Source organism: Leifsonia sp. NPDC058230, from assembly GCF_042882245.1.
Classification (GTDB): Bacteria; Actinomycetota; Actinomycetes; order Actinomycetales; family Microbacteriaceae; genus Leifsonia.
The window spans coordinates 337,389-354,017 of sequence record NZ_JBHVWM010000001.1; the positions used below are offsets into that span (position 1 = coordinate 337,389).

Annotated in this window: 20 protein-coding genes; 6 read left to right on the top strand and 14 right to left on the bottom strand. The window is 63.1% G+C overall.

Annotated elements, in window-relative coordinates; all coding sequences use genetic code 11:
• Window positions 1-19 precede the first annotated feature (19 nt).
• On the top strand, window positions 20-385 hold the full coding sequence (locus ACFVV0_RS01740; RefSeq protein WP_387057434.1) for a hypothetical protein: 366 nt from the start codon (window positions 20-22) through the stop codon (window positions 383-385).
• A 197-nt stretch (window positions 386-582) separates the two neighbouring features.
• Here ACFVV0_RS01740 and ACFVV0_RS01745 read toward each other — a convergent pair whose 3' ends face one another.
• From ACFVV0_RS01745 to ACFVV0_RS01770, 6 genes are all read right to left on the bottom strand, one after another.
• Entirely contained in the window at window positions 583-978 is a 396-nt protein-coding gene (locus ACFVV0_RS01745; protein ID WP_387057436.1) for a hypothetical protein, read from the bottom strand.
• A 347-nt stretch (window positions 979-1,325) separates the two neighbouring features.
• Window positions 1,326-1,718, bottom strand: a complete 393-nt coding sequence (locus ACFVV0_RS01750) for a hypothetical protein (protein ID WP_387057438.1) — start codon at window positions 1,716-1,718, stop codon at window positions 1,326-1,328.
• A gap of 3 nt (window positions 1,719-1,721) precedes the next feature.
• Window positions 1,722-2,009, bottom strand: a complete 288-nt coding sequence (locus ACFVV0_RS01755; protein WP_387057440.1) for a hypothetical protein — start codon at window positions 2,007-2,009, stop codon at window positions 1,722-1,724.
• Window positions 2,006-2,341, bottom strand: coding sequence for a hypothetical protein (locus ACFVV0_RS01760; protein ID WP_387057442.1), 336 nt, complete (start codon window positions 2,339-2,341; stop codon window positions 2,006-2,008). Before ACFVV0_RS01760 ends, ACFVV0_RS01755 begins: the two co-directional genes overlap by 4 nt.
• A 46-nt stretch (window positions 2,342-2,387) precedes the next feature.
• Window positions 2,388-2,711 carry a hypothetical protein gene (locus ACFVV0_RS01765; protein WP_387057444.1) on the bottom strand — a complete coding sequence of 108 codons (324 nt, stop codon included), beginning with the start codon at window positions 2,709-2,711 and terminating at the stop codon, window positions 2,388-2,390.
• Window positions 2,708-3,487: a hypothetical protein gene (locus ACFVV0_RS01770; protein ID WP_387057446.1), complete on the bottom strand. Its 780-nt coding sequence runs from the start codon at window positions 3,485-3,487 to the stop codon at window positions 2,708-2,710. Before ACFVV0_RS01770 ends, ACFVV0_RS01765 begins: the two co-directional genes overlap by 4 nt.
• A 430-nt stretch (window positions 3,488-3,917) precedes the next feature.
• Between ACFVV0_RS01770 and ACFVV0_RS01775 the strand changes: the two genes are divergently transcribed.
• A complete protein-coding gene (locus ACFVV0_RS01775) occupies window positions 3,918-4,196 on the top strand; it encodes a hypothetical protein (RefSeq protein WP_387057448.1) in 279 nt (92 codons plus the stop codon).
• A 133-nt stretch (window positions 4,197-4,329) separates the two neighbouring features.
• Complete coding sequence (locus ACFVV0_RS01780) at window positions 4,330-4,917, top strand: hypothetical protein (RefSeq protein ID WP_387057450.1); 588 nt, start codon at window positions 4,330-4,332, stop codon at window positions 4,915-4,917.
• 413 nt (window positions 4,918-5,330) lie between these two features.
• Here the strand turns inward: ACFVV0_RS01780 and ACFVV0_RS01785 are convergent, their stop codons facing one another.
• From ACFVV0_RS01785 to ACFVV0_RS01815, 7 genes are all read right to left on the bottom strand, one after another.
• Entirely contained in the window at window positions 5,331-6,047 is a 717-nt protein-coding gene (locus ACFVV0_RS01785; RefSeq protein ID WP_387057452.1) for a hypothetical protein, read from the bottom strand.
• 2 nt (window positions 6,048-6,049) lie between these two features.
• Window positions 6,050-6,400, bottom strand: coding sequence for a PadR family transcriptional regulator (locus ACFVV0_RS01790; RefSeq protein WP_387057454.1), 351 nt, complete (start codon window positions 6,398-6,400; stop codon window positions 6,050-6,052).
• A 233-nt stretch (window positions 6,401-6,633) separates the two neighbouring features.
• Window positions 6,634-7,566 carry a hypothetical protein gene (locus ACFVV0_RS01795; RefSeq protein ID WP_387057456.1) on the bottom strand — a complete coding sequence of 311 codons (933 nt, stop codon included), beginning with the start codon at window positions 7,564-7,566 and terminating at the stop codon, window positions 6,634-6,636.
• Complete coding sequence (locus ACFVV0_RS01800) at window positions 7,563-8,258, bottom strand: response regulator (RefSeq protein WP_387057458.1); 696 nt, start codon at window positions 8,256-8,258, stop codon at window positions 7,563-7,565. The genes ACFVV0_RS01795 and ACFVV0_RS01800 overlap by 4 nt, the downstream gene beginning before the upstream one ends.
• The gene (locus tag ACFVV0_RS01805) at window positions 8,255-9,484 is read right to left on the bottom strand and encodes a sensor histidine kinase (RefSeq protein ID WP_387057460.1); all 1,230 of its coding nucleotides are present in this window, start codon (window positions 9,482-9,484) and stop codon (window positions 8,255-8,257) included. The genes ACFVV0_RS01800 and ACFVV0_RS01805 overlap by 4 nt, the downstream gene beginning before the upstream one ends.
• Before the next feature lie 489 nt (window positions 9,485-9,973).
• Window positions 9,974-10,849: a hypothetical protein gene (locus ACFVV0_RS01810; protein ID WP_387057462.1), complete on the bottom strand. Its 876-nt coding sequence runs from the start codon at window positions 10,847-10,849 to the stop codon at window positions 9,974-9,976.
• A gap of 156 nt (window positions 10,850-11,005) precedes the next feature.
• The gene (locus ACFVV0_RS01815) at window positions 11,006-11,998 is read right to left on the bottom strand and encodes a hypothetical protein (protein ID WP_387057463.1); all 993 of its coding nucleotides are present in this window, start codon (window positions 11,996-11,998) and stop codon (window positions 11,006-11,008) included.
• 287 nt (window positions 11,999-12,285) lie between these two features.
• On the opposite strand from ACFVV0_RS01815, the gene ACFVV0_RS01820 reads away from it, so the two are divergent.
• Window positions 12,286-13,146, top strand: a complete 861-nt coding sequence (locus ACFVV0_RS01820) for a hypothetical protein (RefSeq protein WP_387057465.1) — start codon at window positions 12,286-12,288, stop codon at window positions 13,144-13,146.
• Between the two features lie 41 nt (window positions 13,147-13,187).
• Here ACFVV0_RS01820 and ACFVV0_RS01825 read toward each other — a convergent pair whose 3' ends face one another.
• Window positions 13,188-14,093: a hypothetical protein gene (locus ACFVV0_RS01825; RefSeq protein WP_387057467.1), complete on the bottom strand. Its 906-nt coding sequence runs from the start codon at window positions 14,091-14,093 to the stop codon at window positions 13,188-13,190.
• 701 nt (window positions 14,094-14,794) lie between these two features.
• Between ACFVV0_RS01825 and ACFVV0_RS01830 the strand changes: the two genes are divergently transcribed.
• Window positions 14,795-15,913: a protein kinase gene (locus tag ACFVV0_RS01830; protein WP_387057469.1), complete on the top strand. Its 1,119-nt coding sequence runs from the start codon at window positions 14,795-14,797 to the stop codon at window positions 15,911-15,913.
• A gap of 413 nt (window positions 15,914-16,326) precedes the next feature.
• Complete coding sequence (locus ACFVV0_RS01835) at window positions 16,327-16,614, top strand: hypothetical protein (RefSeq protein WP_387057471.1); 288 nt, start codon at window positions 16,327-16,329, stop codon at window positions 16,612-16,614.
• Window positions 16,615-16,629 lie beyond the last annotated feature (15 nt).

Below are 16,629 nucleotides of genomic sequence, written 5' to 3' on the forward strand. Positions count from 1 at the left end.
TGGAGGGTAGGGTGTGATCATGGCCCTGCCCTCTGATCCTCGTGCGTTCCGGTTCGAACCACGGAAGATGATCAGCGCGCCTGGCCAATTCGGGAAGTCCAGCTTGGAGCCGAGGCCAGTGGATGGGGCGTCACATGACGATCCACGGTTCAAGGCGTCGCGTTTGCAGCATCTGATCGCGAATGCGGCGCGCGAAGCCATGCTCGAGCAGGGGCACACCTTGAAGTCGTTCACGGACGAATTCACCGCGCCAGGGATGACATACGACCGACTGGTCCGCATCCATCGTGGAGAATCCTTGATGCAGCTCGCCGATCTGGTGAACCTCGCTTCCTTATTCCCACAGGTGCGCGCGCTTTTGCAATCCGAGATCGTTTGGGCCTGATTATCGGGGCGCCGACGATTCGTTCGCATGCGAACTCTGCCCGCACGACGGTGGCGTGTGTGGACGCTGAAGGATGTACTCGCTCTGCGTGCCGCCATGATCGTCGGGACTCGCTCTAGAGAGCTGTTTCGTTGGCGCTGCTAGCGCCAGCCGCCCTTGCTGACTTGATGCAGGGCGGCTGAACTGTAAGTGCCAAGCTACGTGCCGGCGCCATCCTGTTCCTCTGGATCGGCGCCGTCGGTTCGGATTTCAGTGACGATCGTCGTCGTTCTCCTGGTAAACGCCACCGTTGCCGGGTCACCCAGTGCTTCGACATCGACGATCATCGGCTTTCCGATAGACAGTTGGATGAGGCGGAGCAGGCGTATCGTGTCGCCGTCGCGTCGAAGCCGCGACGGGTACGCGACTTCCGGATCCGCTGGTTGCTCCGTTCCGCGAACGCGAGTGAGCAATTCCAAGTCCAGTTGGAGGAGGTAGCGGGATCCGGACTCCGTGAGTACTTCGTAGCTTCCGGTGGTTGGAAGTATGGGGTCCGCCATCGGCTCGAACGTCATCGGGAGCAGTGGCACAGGTTCGACTTCGTCGTCGGTCATAGGTTCGCTCCCGTTCGTGTCGTTGGTTCGTCGAGACAGCATCCGTCGCATGCGTGGGACCGCAGCGCACGAGCTCGCTGCGCCCCGTCGGTCGCTTCCACGTATTCGAGTGAGTCCGGGTCTGGATGCCCGCGCCCGTGGCCGCAAATGCGTTCCATGATTTTGAGGTCGTCCCGCCATTGCAGCGCAGAAGACGCGAGCGGGTGGACGGACGGGGCGTGAATTGGGCAACACTCGAGTAGACAGTCGCCGGCGTCGTGTGTGACGAGCACGCCTTTGAGCGGGCCTAACTCCCCAATGATCGGGATTTCCGGGTGGCGTTCATTCATCAGGTTGCTCCGATCTGTTCAAGGCCGCCATGCCCACGCTGATCGGCCGGCTGCGCGTACGACCTCATCCGTTTCGCCATCGCGGAGCAGCTCCCACAGTGCCTTGCCGCCCGCATAGTCGGGATGCGCAAGCAACCACATCCACCACGTCCACGGGTCATCGACTCCACCGGCGAGTTCGCAGATCACCGCATCGAGTCCCGACAGGAGCGATCCGTCGTCGGTCACCTGGAACGCGGGATACACCGGCCGCGCTTCGCCAGGCGTGACCTGAAGCACTCGGTCCACCGCCACCAGAGCTTGCAGTGTCTCCGGTTCGATGCCGAGGCAGTCACAGATAGTCGCTTCTGTGTACGCCAGACTCGGAAATGAGGATCCGGGAGCCCACTCGGCGGTGTTGTCGTCGGTCATCGTTCACCCGCCCATCTCTGTCCGTGGCGGTTTCGCGCGTGCTTCCGTTTCGAGCTTGTCGGCTTCCTCTTGGGTGATCGAGTATGACACCGGGGTGGTGAGCTCCACATGAGTCCAGTCGGCGAAGTCATCGGCTGTGAATCTGACCCAGTGGTACGTGCGTCGGAAGGAGTCACGTCCGGTTTTGATCCAGCTGTCCGGCTGCTTGCCGGGGGTGCCGTGGGTGAAGACCGCCCCGACCGGCAACGCGGCCAAGAACGCGGGGACATCTTCGGCATTGTCGTCGCTCATCTCATTCCACCTGCCTCACGCACGACGACGTCGTATCGCCTGGCACGCATCAGCTCCCATGCAGCAGGGCCTTCGCGCGATTCGGTGCACGTGACGAGCCACCGCCACCATGTCCACGAGTCGTCGACGCCGGACGCAAGCTCGGCGATTACGTCGCACAACCCCGGTAGAAGTTCCCCGTCGGCACTGATCTGGAATGCCGGATAGACGATGCCGTCGGACGTGCGGACTTCCAGGATCTTGTCACCGACAACAAGCTCTCGCAGCATGTCGTGCTCGATGCCGAGTCGCTCGCTGATGCTGTCGCCGGTGTAGGCGGGGCCTAGAGACATGGACAATTCTGCAGGGACTGCCTGGGGTGTCTCGTGCGGACTGCGGCTAGTCATCTGCGTCTTCCTTGGGAGCTGCGACGATGGCGACTACGGGAGAGCTGTACTGCCAGAGCGTGTCCGCCCCCAGGTAACCGCCGTGGTTCCTGATGGTCCATCGTGCCGACGCGCCGACGATGCAGGTATCCAGCGACCATAGGGTCTGAAGTGTGTCCGACGGCAGCGGAACGGCGCGCGCCGGTCCTTCTACGCGCTCGATGGTCCGGTGGTCGAGATCTACGAGATAGGTACTGGCCGCCGAGGTCGACACAAGCCATCTCCCGTGATCCTCATCGGTGAGGGTAGTGCGCTGTTCGGTGTTGTGTTCAGTCATCGCCCCACCTCGCCTCCGTTGCGGGCCCGGATGATCTCCCAACCGCGAGCCTGAATGGCAGTGCATCCTTCGCACTGGCCGGGAACGGTCGCCGTCGGTGACGACCAGCGGCCGCAGTGCCGGCATCGTGCTCGCGTTGAGTCCTCCAGGTCCGACCGGATCTGGTCGAACGCGACGATGCCGCCGCCGCCGGAGATGTCGATCGCGAGATGGTCGCCTTTGTCGCTGAAGATCGCCTTCTGTATCAATCGGACGTCGTCCAGGCGCTCGAAGGTGCGCAGAGCGACGCGCGCCCACCCGGCGGGCACCCAAGCGAGGATGCCTCGATCGATGAGCTCCAGTTGTGCTGACGCCGCGGAGTCGAACAGGGGCAGTCTCGGTGGGAATGGTGCAGCAGCGTCGTTAGTGAGAAGTAGGTGTTCGCAGAAGTCGCAGAGCACCGCGACACGCTTTTGGCTTGGTTGGCCAGGGCGTCCGCACAGCTGACATGTTCGGACGGTCACGTCGTCGAACAGCCAATCGAGGAACATCTCGTCGATATCGCCATCGGCGGTCGCGGAGCTGCCGCCCGATACGGCGGTCCTGAATACGCCACCTTCCTCCCACAGTCGAATCGACTGACCGGGGCGACTCGCCAGCGAAGCGATTGCGAAGGCGAGTCCGGCAGGTGCCCAGCCTTGGGGAAGGTCCGCCGCGACGACGCCGAGGCCGCGGAGACTCAAGACGGCAACGCCAGTCTCCGGAAGGGGGCGGAGAAAGTACCCTTGTTCGCCCATCATTCCTCCTTGAGATCAGGTCCCGAAACCGACTACGGTCTAATCATGTGGATTTTATTCCACATTGGTTAGCTTGGGTACCCCGATCTTGGAAGGCAGGACGACTCATGCCGTCGTGCGAGCACTCCAAGCTGATGGAAGCTAAGCGGTGAGAGGTTCCGAACCGTCCGATGACGTGGCCGAGCATTTCGTTGCATCGCTGAGGAGGGCGCTTGAAGGTGAGAGTCTCGGATCGATTGCTGTGCGCGCCGGTATAGAGGAGGAGGCGCTCCGGGAGATTGTTGCAGGTGATCGGCTACCTCGACTCGACGTCATCGCTGCACTCGAGTTCGCGCTCGACACGGATCTGTGGCCCCGACGCTCCCAGAGACGGGACACTCGCCGGTAAACAAGAACCGCGCAATGCTCCCTCCCCGCTAGCCTCGTAACCGTGAAGGAACCTTCCGCCCGCGTAAATCCGAGCAGAGACATCGCAAACTGGCCGAACGAGCCAATCGATGATCCCGTGCGCGAGGTTGCTCGGCGGTTTGTTCTGAACCTCCTTGCGGCGATGGGCGAAGAAAGCCGGCGCTCTATCGCTATGAAGGTGGATCTAGATACGAATACCCTCAAGCGCATCCTCAACGGAGACGTGTGGCCAGACATGAACACGATCGCGAAGCTTGAGGACAAGCTCGAGGCCGATCTCTGGCCGGGGCGAATTCGCTGATGTCTTAGAACCTGCATAGGGGATATCTGTCTGGCACGAAATGAGGCCTCGAGAACACTGGACGAAAATGAGGTCTAGATAACATTGCAATGATCTAGGGATTTCGACCCGTACGCGACTTCAAGGAATGCGCATGTATACGTTCAACAGGGCTTTCTCGGTCGCGCAGGTAGTTCTCGCTGTCTTGGCCCCGATGGTGGTGTTCGTCGGCGTCCTCTTCTTCGCTGGAAACGGTCGGCCGTCGGAGAACCTTGTGATGGCCCTCATCGCCTTCGTCGCATTCGTGGCGCTGGTGGCTCTCGCCAGACTGGTGAATCTCTCAGTCGTCGCTGCGAGCCGAAAATCGCTGCCGACCTCAGCTGAATCGCTTGCACAATTTGGCGGCTATCTAGATCGAAAGTCATATCAGAGGCTTGTGCCATCGTTTGTGTTTGGAGCGCTCCGCTATCAGGCATCCTTGCCGCTCAATGTCCTGGCGGACGACAGCGAAGTCAAGCTATGGACCAGATCTCCGGCCGTGGCGATGCTGAGCATTCCTTGGGTGTCAATCCAGAGCTTCTCCGCCATCGACACGACCTTTCGCAAGGCCGTGGAGATTCACGGTGCCTACCCGCTTCCGATCACACTCGTCCTCCAGTCGGAGCGTTTCTTCGGAGCGAAGCCCGACGTTCGAGCATTGGTTGCCCGACTCGAAAGTAGGATCCCGGCCTCGAATAGTTGAGAGCCACTCCCCAAGGCGCCATAGTCATCGAACTGCGGCACCTGCTTGACTCCGTGCGCTTCACCGGTTGGCCAGCGCGGTCGGGGAAGCAGTGCGGCCATGCGCCCGCATTCTCGAGCCGCGCCGCGAGATCGGTACGGGCGCGGGCGTTGCAGGTCCGCTTGACCTGTGGTCGAGAGCGTTAGCGATCTGCCTTCTGAGTGAGGACGAGATCGCCGCAAGGTCGATAATATCGACCAGTCGCTCGAAACCCTGGTTCGCCTCGTCCAATTGTCGAAGCATTGCCTCAAGAACTGCATCATCTGGGCGATCCTCGGCGAGGACGGGTGGGCATTCTCAAACTTGTTGGGCACTGTAACCGGGGACCAGGTTTGCGCTCACGCCACGACGACTCCGCTTGGGGGCGGACGTCGTCAGTCGATTGAGTGCTGACGCACACGAACTTTCGTGACAGCGTAGGCGACGCCGGTGACGGTGAGTATCGACAGCAGCGTCACGAGCGACCAGAAAAGCAGGTCGGATCTCAGTTCGAAGACGATCGGAAGGAAGACCGTAGCGGCAACGACGATTCCCACCGACGCGGCGGCCGCGATGGCGGTCCGAGTGCGGCGTAGCGGGAGCGCGGCAAGTAGTGCCAGTCCCACGAAGAGGAGGACCGTGCTCCAGCTCGGCCCGAACCAATTGAAGGTGTGCGCAAGAACGCCGACGCCGACTTCGACGAACACGCTCGCTAGAGCCAGGACGCGTACGGAAGCCGGTCGGGAGAGCATCAAGCCTACGAACGCGCCAACGATAAGCACTCCGGTGATCACGCTGGGGTTGGCGAACGGTCCGATGAAGCCTGGAGCCAGGCTACCCGGTGACCAAGTGACGCTGAAGTAGTAGAGCGACAGGACGGTCGCGGCGCTCAGCGCTACCACGTTCGGCCAGGTAAGACGCCGCGGACTGAGCAGGCGTTCGCGGAGGCCGCCCACGATCAGTTCCGCGCGTTCAACGAGAGACACGCGTGTACGTGACTCAGCGTCCGCCTGATCGAGCAAGGTGCCGAGCATTGCATCGCCGTACTCGGCACGCCACTCCGGCGAATACCAGGCCAAGAGGTTCAGGTAGGCGCGGGTCAGACCTGACACAGTCATGCGCCGAACACCATGCGTTCGGTTTGCGGCGCCAGCGCGAGGCGGGCGCGTGCATCGCGGGCGTTCTGTTCCATGCGTTCGATCTCGGTCGCGAGGACGTCATGCCCCGCCGGCGACAGCCGGAAGAAGCGGCGGAACCGGCCATCGATCACCTCGTCCCCATCCGGCACGACCAAATCTTGACGGCTCAGTCGGTCGAGTGCCGCGTAGAGCGTCGCGACCTTCAAGTCGACGCGCCCATGTGAGAGCTCCTGGACCTCGCGGATCAGTGCGTAGCCGTGCCGGCGCCCTGTCGCGAGGGCCGTGAGTATCCAAAACGTGGGTTCACGCATCGAGGTATCAGCCATGTATCCGACCATACTCCATCGACAATAGCATTCCAATGAGTGGAATCAGTTGAGAGTCGATGATCAGCCTCTTCTGCTGCGCTGTGCTGGCTGCTCATTCGCTTCTCTTCGGGCTTCTTCGAGGAGTGCGGTCATGTCGATCGGTTGAGTGGGCGGTAGTTCCAGTGCGGCTGGGTCGATCGTGGTCATGTGCGTGCCTTTCGAGAGTGGTGGGCGTGGCCGTGCGTGTGCGATCAGCCGCCGGCGAGCCTGACTTTCGCGAGGGCGGCGAGGACGGTCGCACGGTACTTCTCATTGGCACTCCCGACCTGCCTGAAGAGGTCGGCGTCGTGCTTCGGCACAGACGCTTGTCGTTTCCATTCGGCCTCGTAAAGTGCGTTGCGGTAGCCGGATGAGGCTTGGCAAGCGACGTCCTTCAGTGCGAGGTCGCGTTCGTCCTGGTTGACGGTCGAGCCCTCGAGGTTCGTCGCGAAGTGGTCTGCGACGGGCGCTGACGGCATTTGGGCAGGCGAGTCGGCCAGGGGCATGTGCGAGAACGTGCCCATGCACTCCTGCCACTTGTGAGTGGCCGCGACGACAGTTCCGTCGTTTTGCGCGGCTTCGTAGGCGGCGTTGCTGAGCGCCACCGCTTCCTGGCTCGCCTGCCACCTGGAGGGCAGCGGAATCCCCCTACGGACCTTCTGCGTGCAAACAGTGAGTGCGTGGTCCTCCGCGTCGCTGATCGAGCTCGCGTTCAGCTCCTGGGTTGCCAGCTGACCCGGATCGTTCGTCGGCGCAGGGTGGTAGCCGCGCTGCTGGGCGATCGCCGCGGTCAAAGGCCGTGACACTGTAACGTCACCGACTCGGTTTGCCGCTGCTTCGATGTCGCGCTTGGGAACCTCCCAGGCGTAGCCTGCTGCGGCCATGCACGGAATCGTCAGGCGGTTCTCGACGTAGTCCGACATCACCGTGCTCACGCCGATGTAGCGGTCGAGCGGCATCACCCAAGCATCGGCGTCCTTTTCGGGGAGATTCGGCGTGGGCCCGGTAGCCCAGGTCGGCAGGCCGGCGAGCGCGACTCCGGCGACAGCGAGCACGGTCACGGTGGCGGTGATCACCTTGGCTATTCGTTGGCGGCGGGGTCGCGGCGTTCGCGGGTCGTGCGCGCCGGTGGTCGTTGTTGTCACTGGAGTCTCCTAGCTGACTCTTCGCGGGCGGTGATGAGGCCGTTCTCGTACACGTAGATGACGATGTGCACTCGGCTCCGGAGGTTGAGTTTGTTGAGCACGGAGCGTACGTGCGACTTGACCGTGGCCTCGCTCAGGTGTGCGCCGGCTGCGATCTGAGAATTGGTCTGGCCGTCGGCGACGGCCAGCATGACTTCGTGTTCTCGAGGACTCAGTCGGTCATGAAGCGCGTCGTGCGACCGACCGACGTCGGCTGAACCGAATTCGCGGACAAGACCGGCTGCTGCGCTGTCGGTCACCGTCGGCTGCCCACTGTGAGTGGCTCGAATGGTGGCGAGCACGTCTGCGGGAGTGGCGTCTTTGGTGAGGAAGGCGGATGCACCGGCCCGCAGGGCGGTGTAGACGGCTTCGTCCCTCTGGATCGTGGTGAGCACGATCACCCGGGGAGTCTCGGCCGGCCCGCGGCCGGCGAGGAGGAGCCTTGTGGCCTCGATGCCGTTGAGCACGGGCATCCTCAAATCCATCATCACGATGTCGGGGCGAACCCGATCGACCAACGCGAGGCTCTCTTCGCCGTTCGTCGCGGTCCCGACGCAGTCGAGGTCGGTCTGGGCTTCGATGAGCATCTGCATGCCGGAGGCGAACAGGGGCTGGTCGTCGACGATGGCCACCCGGATGTGGTCGGCGCTCATCCCTCGTGCCTTGCACCCGAGGTCGTCAGGGTACGCGCCTGGGCGGGAATCGAGGCGGACACGACGAACTCGTTCTCGGCCGACCGCGCGGTCGTCAGCCAGCCCCCAGCCAGTCTCGCGCGCTCCTTCATCCCGAGGATGCCGACCCCGGCGCCCATCGCGACTGCCGACGGGTTGGCGAGGGTCTGGCTGACCGACGAGACGGTGACGTGCACGTCGTTCTCTTCCCACGCCAGCGCGACGCGCACCGCCACCCCCGCGCCACCGTACTTGAGTGCGTTGGTCAGGCTCTCCTGGACGATCCGGTAGACAGCGAGTTCGTGGGATGGCATCAAGTGTCCCGAACCCTGAATGTCGAGGACCGCATCCATGCCGACAGCACGCATGTGGCTGACGAGCCCGGCCAGGTCTGCGATCGTTGCGCGCGGCTCGACCGCCTCGTCGTCGTTCTGGATGCGCTCGACCAGCCCGCGCACGTCGAGCAGTGCCTCGCGACCCACCTCTGCGATGGCCTCGACCGATTCGGCCAGGGCGCCCGGACGAACCGGCGCGAGGGCCACGGCGCCCTGCGCCTGCGAGACGATGATCGCCAGCGAATGGGCGAGGGCGTCGTGAACGTCGCGCGCGATCCGTGCGCGATCCTGAGCGAGCCGCAACTCTAGGTCGGCCTGCTCATACCGGATTTCCGACTCGCGGAGCTCGACCGCCACCTCGCGTCGGGTGATGAACTCACGCAACGCCATTCCGACAGCCCACGCGGCCGTGAAGATGCCGAACGCTGCGAGGGCGACCAGGATCGCGACACTGCGTAGGGATGCGCCCGGACCTTGGTCGAGCGGGTTCGGCGACAGCGGTGCGATCAACGCCAGCGCCATCAAAACCGAGGCGGCGGCTCCGGCCGGGAGTGCGAGATAGCGGGTGACCCTCTTGCCCCGGAACCCGACGAAGAATGCCACGATCGCGGCCGCCAGGTAGGCTGCCCACGTCGTATTGCTGGGAGCTGCTGCAAGCCCGGCACTCTGCAAAGCCGGCACTGCGACGATCAAGGTCAGCGAGAGCAGGGGCATCCATGTTGAGAGCCCGATCGCGAGCGCGAACAGTGCGAAGACTGCCGCGTTCGCGCTCAGCCCCGACCGCGTCCACTCACCGACGACCCACAGAACGAAATAGCCAATCGCCACGGCCGGGGCCAGCCACGTGCGGCTCAGCCGCGTCAACACCGTCATATCGCCACGGTAAGGGACGGCACCCTCCCGGCGATATCGGCGCGTGCCGAATTCATCCGAACTGATGAGTCAGGAACGAGAACAAGGAAGAGCTGGAGTCGCCGTGGCGGCGAGACGGGGACGACCTGGATCGCAGTCGGTGGCCTGCAGAATTTCCACCGCGGGGAGGGTGGTGTGGTGATAGTCGGATCATGCATTTCGCCGGAGTGGTACCCGAGGATGCGCCTGACCCGCGTCGCGGGCAGGCGGAGAAGCTCAAGCTGATGCCAGTTCCGGTGATGGGGTTGGTGGCGCAGTCGTCGCTTGAGGATGTGAACTTGAAGAGCCTCGCCTGCGGCCAGGATGCGACAGGATACGTGGACATGGCTGCGAGCATCAGTGGCACCCTGTGGCGGGGCGGGGTGCCAACAAGGTCTAACGGTTCTAAAGAACAAGATCGGTTGGGTCCGCGCTAAGTTGCAACCCTCTTTGCGCGACGGTGAATCGGGGTCACCGGCGGAGCGCAGCCCGTGCCCTGTCGCTCGGGATCGGCGTGACGAATTCGAGGTAACGGGTCAGGCCCTTGAGTGACTCCAACCCGGCCGCCTGCATAAGGACCGCTACCGGTGTGCCCGCCTCGAGGTGACGGACAAGCCATGTCGCGCGCATCCGCTGCGACTGCGGCCCGAGTTCGCTCGCAACGCCACGGTCGACGATGTTGCTGATCAGGTTCTTCGGTGTTGAGACACGCTGCGGGCGGATCAGATACTCGTGTGGCTTGACCGCCTTCGCCGCGGACCGAACCCTTGCTTCGTACGCTTTCAGCAGCTGAACCGTACGGGCACGCTCGCCGGCGACAACGACCTGTACTCCCTGATCGTCGTCGACGACGTTCTCGGCGCGAACTTCGCCGATCTCGCCCGCGGATAAGCCTGCACCGAAGCCCAACGCCAGGATGGTGCGGGCGTCCCGTTTGAACTCGGTCTTCTTTTGGCGAGAAGCCCACTCGGTGAATCCGCTCCGCTCAGCTTCGGAGTAAGGTGCGAGCGGTTCTGCCGCGGCGAGACGATGGGCGTGTCCACGGCCCTCATGAAGCGCCTCGCGAACGCGACGCAATTGCGCACGGACGTTACCTCGCGACGCATCTGTATGGGTCGGAAGCCCCTCTCGGATGAAGTCGTTGAGCACAGACTCAGCGAAAACGGTGTCGTGCCGCAGCTCGATGTTCCGCTCCGCCGACCATTGGGCCAACCGCGTCGTGGCGAGCATGAGCTCGTGGCGGGGGTACCTCAACTGGGCGGCTGCGTGGCCGACGACCGCCTCGGCGTAGACGGTTACATCGTCGTGGCCGGTGGCGTTCGGTCGGATCTGGGTAGCTGCGGTCACTCTCTGACGGTATCGACGCATGACGGCTTGCAGGCGTGGATCGGAGCCCCAATTCGGGGTGCGTCCGGTCAGAAGTGGATCCAGATGTTCGTCCGAACGTCCGTCCAACGGCGCTGTCCGCCAGGGAGTCCGAGGGTCCTCGCTCGCCTGTGCCTCCTATTCGGCGAGTAACTCGATTGCCGCGCGCTCGACGGCCGCCCAGGTGCGAGCGACGGAATTGATATGGCGGTAGGCAGCGGCGCGTGCGTCATCGTTTGTGGGTCCGTCCCGGTGGATTCCGTCGAATGCGCCCACGTTTTCTAACTCCTCGTTGGCCGCCTGCAGGGGAACCAGAAGGGCTGGTTCTGCAGTGAGTAACCGGAGGCGACGTGAATTGTCCTTGATCGTCTCCATGTCTGTTGCCATCTGACGTCCGCTGTCTGTGTTGACGTACTCCATCCAGTCGGACTGCTTCCACCGGGTGTTAGCGGACATGATCGTTAGGACCTGCATCCCTTGGGACCATCGGTTTGCCGCTGCGACTGCGTCAGCGACCAGGGCTCGGAATTGATAATTCCGCTCCGCAAGGCGGGCTGCTTCGCCGTCGTTAGCGCCCGCGAGCAACCGATCCTGCAGCATGTCGATGTCTGCCCGGGATGCGCGCTCCGTTGCGCCCGGTTGGCGGACAAAGATTGTTCCCTCGGGAACCATCGCCGCCTTTGCGGGCTGGTGATGCCGATGCAGTGTTGCGATACGGTCGCCGTCGCGGGGCGGCTCAACCGTGACCACGAGGACAGTGGTGGAGTTGACGCTCACGGTACGGGCATCCCAGAGGGGCCAGCCGTGTCCGGTGAATCGGCGTATCGCGTTAAGCAGTTCAGCACTGTCAGGCACCGCCTGACCGTTGAGCGACGAGGGTTCGGCGCCGACGACGACGTAGCCGACACCTTCGAAGGTTGCTGCGGACACGGATACGGGCCTATTTGCCAGACCGAGAATCGCTCGTGCGAGAGCGAAGGAAGCTTCGGGGCTGACCAGGCTGGCGTATCCAGCTTTCCATTCGACAGCGCGGGATTCGTCTTCGGGGCTGGCCTGAACGATCGCCCGAACGAGCTGGGCGAGCTGGTCGTGGGTCCGTAGTGCACGCGAAGTGTCGATGTCTAGCGTCACGCCACGATCGTATTGGCGACCGTCCAGCAACCTTCGAGACGAGCCGGGCCGCCCTCGTATTTGTTCGAGCGATACTCCAGGCCGGCGGACATGTGCGCCCGACGGTATCCCGGAAGGCGTTCCCCCCGAGAGCGGGGGCAACCCTCCGTCGTCTCTCCGGTAGAAGCCCTATCGACAATCATGAACCGGCTCAAAGAGTAGAGCCCAGCCGCCAGGAAACGACACGCAAAGACTCCCTGAACGCAAGGCGCGTTCCGAGCAGAAGCTCGAGAACCTCAGGGGTCCTGATGTCCACCAACACTTACATCGGCTACGAGTTCGCTGTCGCAGTCGTCGACCAGGCGGTCGCCCACACCACATACGACCGCTCCGAACTGCTCCGTGCCGTCTCCGCGCTCGTCCTGTGGTCGAACGCCAACAGCGTCGCGATTGAACTGGAGAAGGTCTTCGCCCGCGACAACATCGTCGCCCACATCGAAGGCGGCCTGACCGGCTTCGGACAGGGAACGCGCACCAACCGCCGTTCCCAGCTCCTCCGAGTAGCAGAAGCGCTGCTCGAACCGTCCCTCGCACCAAGGGCGCTGCCAGCGCTTGCCGCATCCGACCCGACCATGCCGTACACCGAAGAGGAGCAGGCTGCCCTGCTCGAGTGGGCTCGCAAGGAGAAGCGAGCGCGACGCGGCGACGACGCGATGGTGCTTCTCGCTCTCGGTTTCGGTGCCGGGCTGTCAGCGCAGGAAGTGATGAACGTGCGCGCGGGAGACGTCGAGGTGACGGATGGCGCTGTGATGGTCTACGTTCGCGAAGGCCGGGTCCGGGTTGTGCCAGTTCTCCGTCGCTGGGAAACGGCCCTCGGTCGACGCGCGGCCGCGCTGAAAGCGGAAGAGTATCTGTTCAAGCCGGGACGCGACGGAGCCGGCAAGAACCTCATCAGCAACTTCGTCGCGAAAGCGCGGGTCGACGGTGTTCACGCGCAAACCCAGCGGATGCGCAGCACATGGCTCGTGCAGCAGATGGCTGCCTGCACGCCACTGCCCGAGTTGATCGACGCAGCCGGTGTGGATTCGCTGGAGGCGCTGACGCGATATCTCGGATTCGTCGAGAGGAAGGCGACCCTGGACGTGGTCGCGAAGTTGCGCGCGGCATGAACGCGACAGTGAGACTCGTGGCGCTCGCGAGAGGGTTCTGTTCAAGCATTGCTGTCTGGCCTCGTGATTGCTCGCTCTTCAACTAGACCGAGCTCCGCTGCCGTTTCCCGCGCGCTCTGCAATGCCCTTCGCAGTTCGATTGACGCCGAACGTGTGTGTGTCGCGGCGTCGACTGTAATGGCTCTTCCGTGCATGAGGGCGTTTCGGACGTCCGCAAGGTCGTAGGCCGCTTCTACCGCCGCGTCGTCAATCAACCCCACTTCTTGTAACACGCGGAAGGCTTGGGGGAGAGGGACAGGAAGCAGCTCAACATCCCCGAGAAGGTCCTCCAACAGGCGATTAGCTGTTGTCTCTACGGCGGAAAGGTCGCGCAACGTTCGTTGCTGGAGAGGGCTCAGCGCTTGCCAGGTGCCGACAACCCGTCCTTGCGACGCACGCGTTCGTTTCGCGGATTGGAAATCTGAATTGAGTTCGGTGTCGCGACGATCGTCAGCGATGCCCTCCTCTCCCACTTGACTTGGATGCCGGCGCATTGCCGAAATCATTGCTTGGAGGGTTTCTTGTACGCGTCGCGCCCGGTCCGCCTTCGCCTCCCCCTGTTCGAGCCGAACTGCTGCCGCTTCCTCCTCTGCTTCGACGGCGGCCTCCGTTGCACTTTCGTTGGCGGCTTCGGCCTTCGCATCCAGGCTAAACATCCTGCCGAGTTCAGCGTGAGTCATTCGCGCAAGCAGCGACTCCAGCGGGCGTTGGAAGAGAAGAGCGAGTACGACCACGGCGAAGGGCCACGCCAGGACTTCGAGAAAGTCCAGAAACACCCCAGCCAAGCGCTGGGTCTGTGCCCACGAGGGGAACCAGTCAAATCCCCACCAAGAAAGAACTAGCGCGCCCGCAACTCCCGAGGCTAATGCGATGACAAGCCATGCGATCACCGAGGCAACAATCCGCACCCTGCCCAGCCCCTTACCGGACGCATCCTCACGTCTTCCCACCATCACCTCGACTCTGCCTTGAGGCTGAGCGTAACGGCTTACGCCCCGGAAGGGGACACGGTCATCCCTCGGACTAGCAGAGTGTCTAGCCAGTGCGCGACTTGCACACGGACGGCGCGCCCCGCTTAGGGGCTTCCCCGCACGCGGAAGGTGAGCCAAACTCGACTCGTTGGCGCGGAAAGGATACGTGATGCGTTGTATGGGGGTGAACGTCGCGGCGGGCCGCGCCTACTTGGCGTTTGTCGACGAACCCGCAAATGTGTTCGACACTGACGTCCACTTCCTTGACTACCCGGAGGAGCTCGAGCCCGCTGAACGATTCGAAGCAGTTCGCGCCGACGCAGAACGGGCTCTCCGACAACATCACGTCGACCGTGTACGAGTTCTGGAACCGGAAACGAGGACGAGGGGTGTAGTCACTTATGCATCCGTGAAAGGGCGGATCGAGACAGAGCTCGCATTCCTTGTCGCCGCTCGCAGCGTGGGTGTTGACGGCCGAAGACTGAGCCGAGCGGCCACCCGCACCATCACCGGGGTTGCCAGGACCGGTACGCTCGCGGATCTGGTTGAACAAGTCGTACAACCAGTCGGCCCCCACTGGGGGCAGGGGCATCGCGGCTTAGCCGCTCTTGTTGCCGTCGCTGGGCTGAGGGAATGACATGGCTCTCCACGGGGAGTACCTAGCCCGGCCGACGTACACGTTTCTCCACACGATCGGTGAAGGCAGTGCGGGCGTTTGCAAGGTCGCCAATCATGAGTTGTTCGGCGGGCTTGTCGTGCAAAAGACCATCTCATTGCTTGGCATCCCTGACGCGATCGCACGCAGCGAACCACGACTGCTCAAGAACGCGCAGCATGAGCACATCGTCGAAATTTGGGAAGCCCAGTTCGACCCCGACAACCCGGCGATCAAAGCAGTCACGTTCGTCACCACCTACTATGCAGGCGGCAGCATCTACGATGCGATGGTAGAACAGCACCCGTTCTCCACGAACGAATCCATCGGGCTCATCAAGGGCGTGCTCGAGGCGCTGGAATTCCTCCACGGCACCAAACGGATTCTCCACCGCGACATCAAGCCGGCAAACGTTCTGCTAAACGACATCCGCGACTTCTCGTACGTGGGTGACCTCGGTAGTGCTGCCAGCATGGCCCAGGATGGGACAGCCCGCGCCGAAGCGGGGTCACCGCTCTACGCCCCGCCGGAGTACGTCACGGGCACCATTGACGCTCGTGCGGACCTCTATTCCACTGGCGTGATCCTTCTGGAATTGCTGAACGGTAGATTCCCATACGAATCGCTCGATAGAGACAAAATCGACCAGCGGCTCGCGAAGGGACAGCGAAGTCTCCCCGACAAGTACTTCAAACCAGCGCCGTGGGTTCCGCGGAGCGTTTCGGCGTGCATGCGCAATCTCGTCTCCGCCGATCCAGACGAGAGATACGCATCAGCCGCGGAAGCTCTCCGACACCTCAACAGACTCAGCTACGTCTCCTGGCAGCGAACTGTCGGCGCCGACCTTGCGGGGCAATGGCAAGGCCGCTGGCCGGCGAGTGCACGCATGGAACGAACTCGCCAGGTCCACGTAACCGTCGAACCCATCACGAATGGACGATACAAGGGCATGCTCTCGGCCTCGGCCGAGCACCGCGTGGGCACGAAACCGTGGCGAGGTTACGCCAAGCTGACACGGCGGATAGGTGCGGACGACGCGACCGCGTTGTCGGCGTTTTTCCGGGACGTGGAAGCTGCCGCCCAAGCAATGGCCGTCCGGTAGATGGCCTCAGCTTCGTCGGCGGGCAGTCGGAGGAGCGCGGATCGCAACCGAGGTTCCGCGGCTAGGTTCAAACACAGGTCGGCGCCGCTTGAATATTCGCGGGGAATCAGCAGTTCGTCGCGAACAGCATCCCAGATCGCTTGCGTGACCCCGGGAACACGGAGCCCGACCTCGGGGTCGACTTTGGTGTTTCGGCGAACCCCGTACCGAATGAGGACGGCGTCAGCTGCGGGATCGGTGGACATGATCAGCTCATTCAACGCGCGGTGGGCGAGGCGATGATCGCGCGCATCTAGCGCGGGCACCCTACCAGCGGCCATCATGGTAGCGAGAAGGTGCGATAGACCTATCTCAGACATATAACTATTCTCTCGCGGGGGTCCGACATGGCGGGTCAGCAACACTCCGTCCCGATGACAGAGCTGCTTCGTGACAGCAAGGACAAGCAGGTCAGTTTCCGGTGGCCAATGGCGCTGGACCAACGCCTGGATGCATTGGTCGATCGTGCTGAGGCGGCGGGTGAGAGAACGACCCGCCGAGAGGTGCTGGCCGCATTAATTGCGAACGCTGATCTGGCGGGTGCGGAGCTCGGTGAGCTGATTCGGGGGCTCCGGCGGGCGCGTGTCGGAGACGTGGTGTTAGATGCTGACCCTAAGGACAACGTGGTGACGCTGCTCAACTATCGGCCTGGGCCTCGCTGACCGGCTCCTGAATGG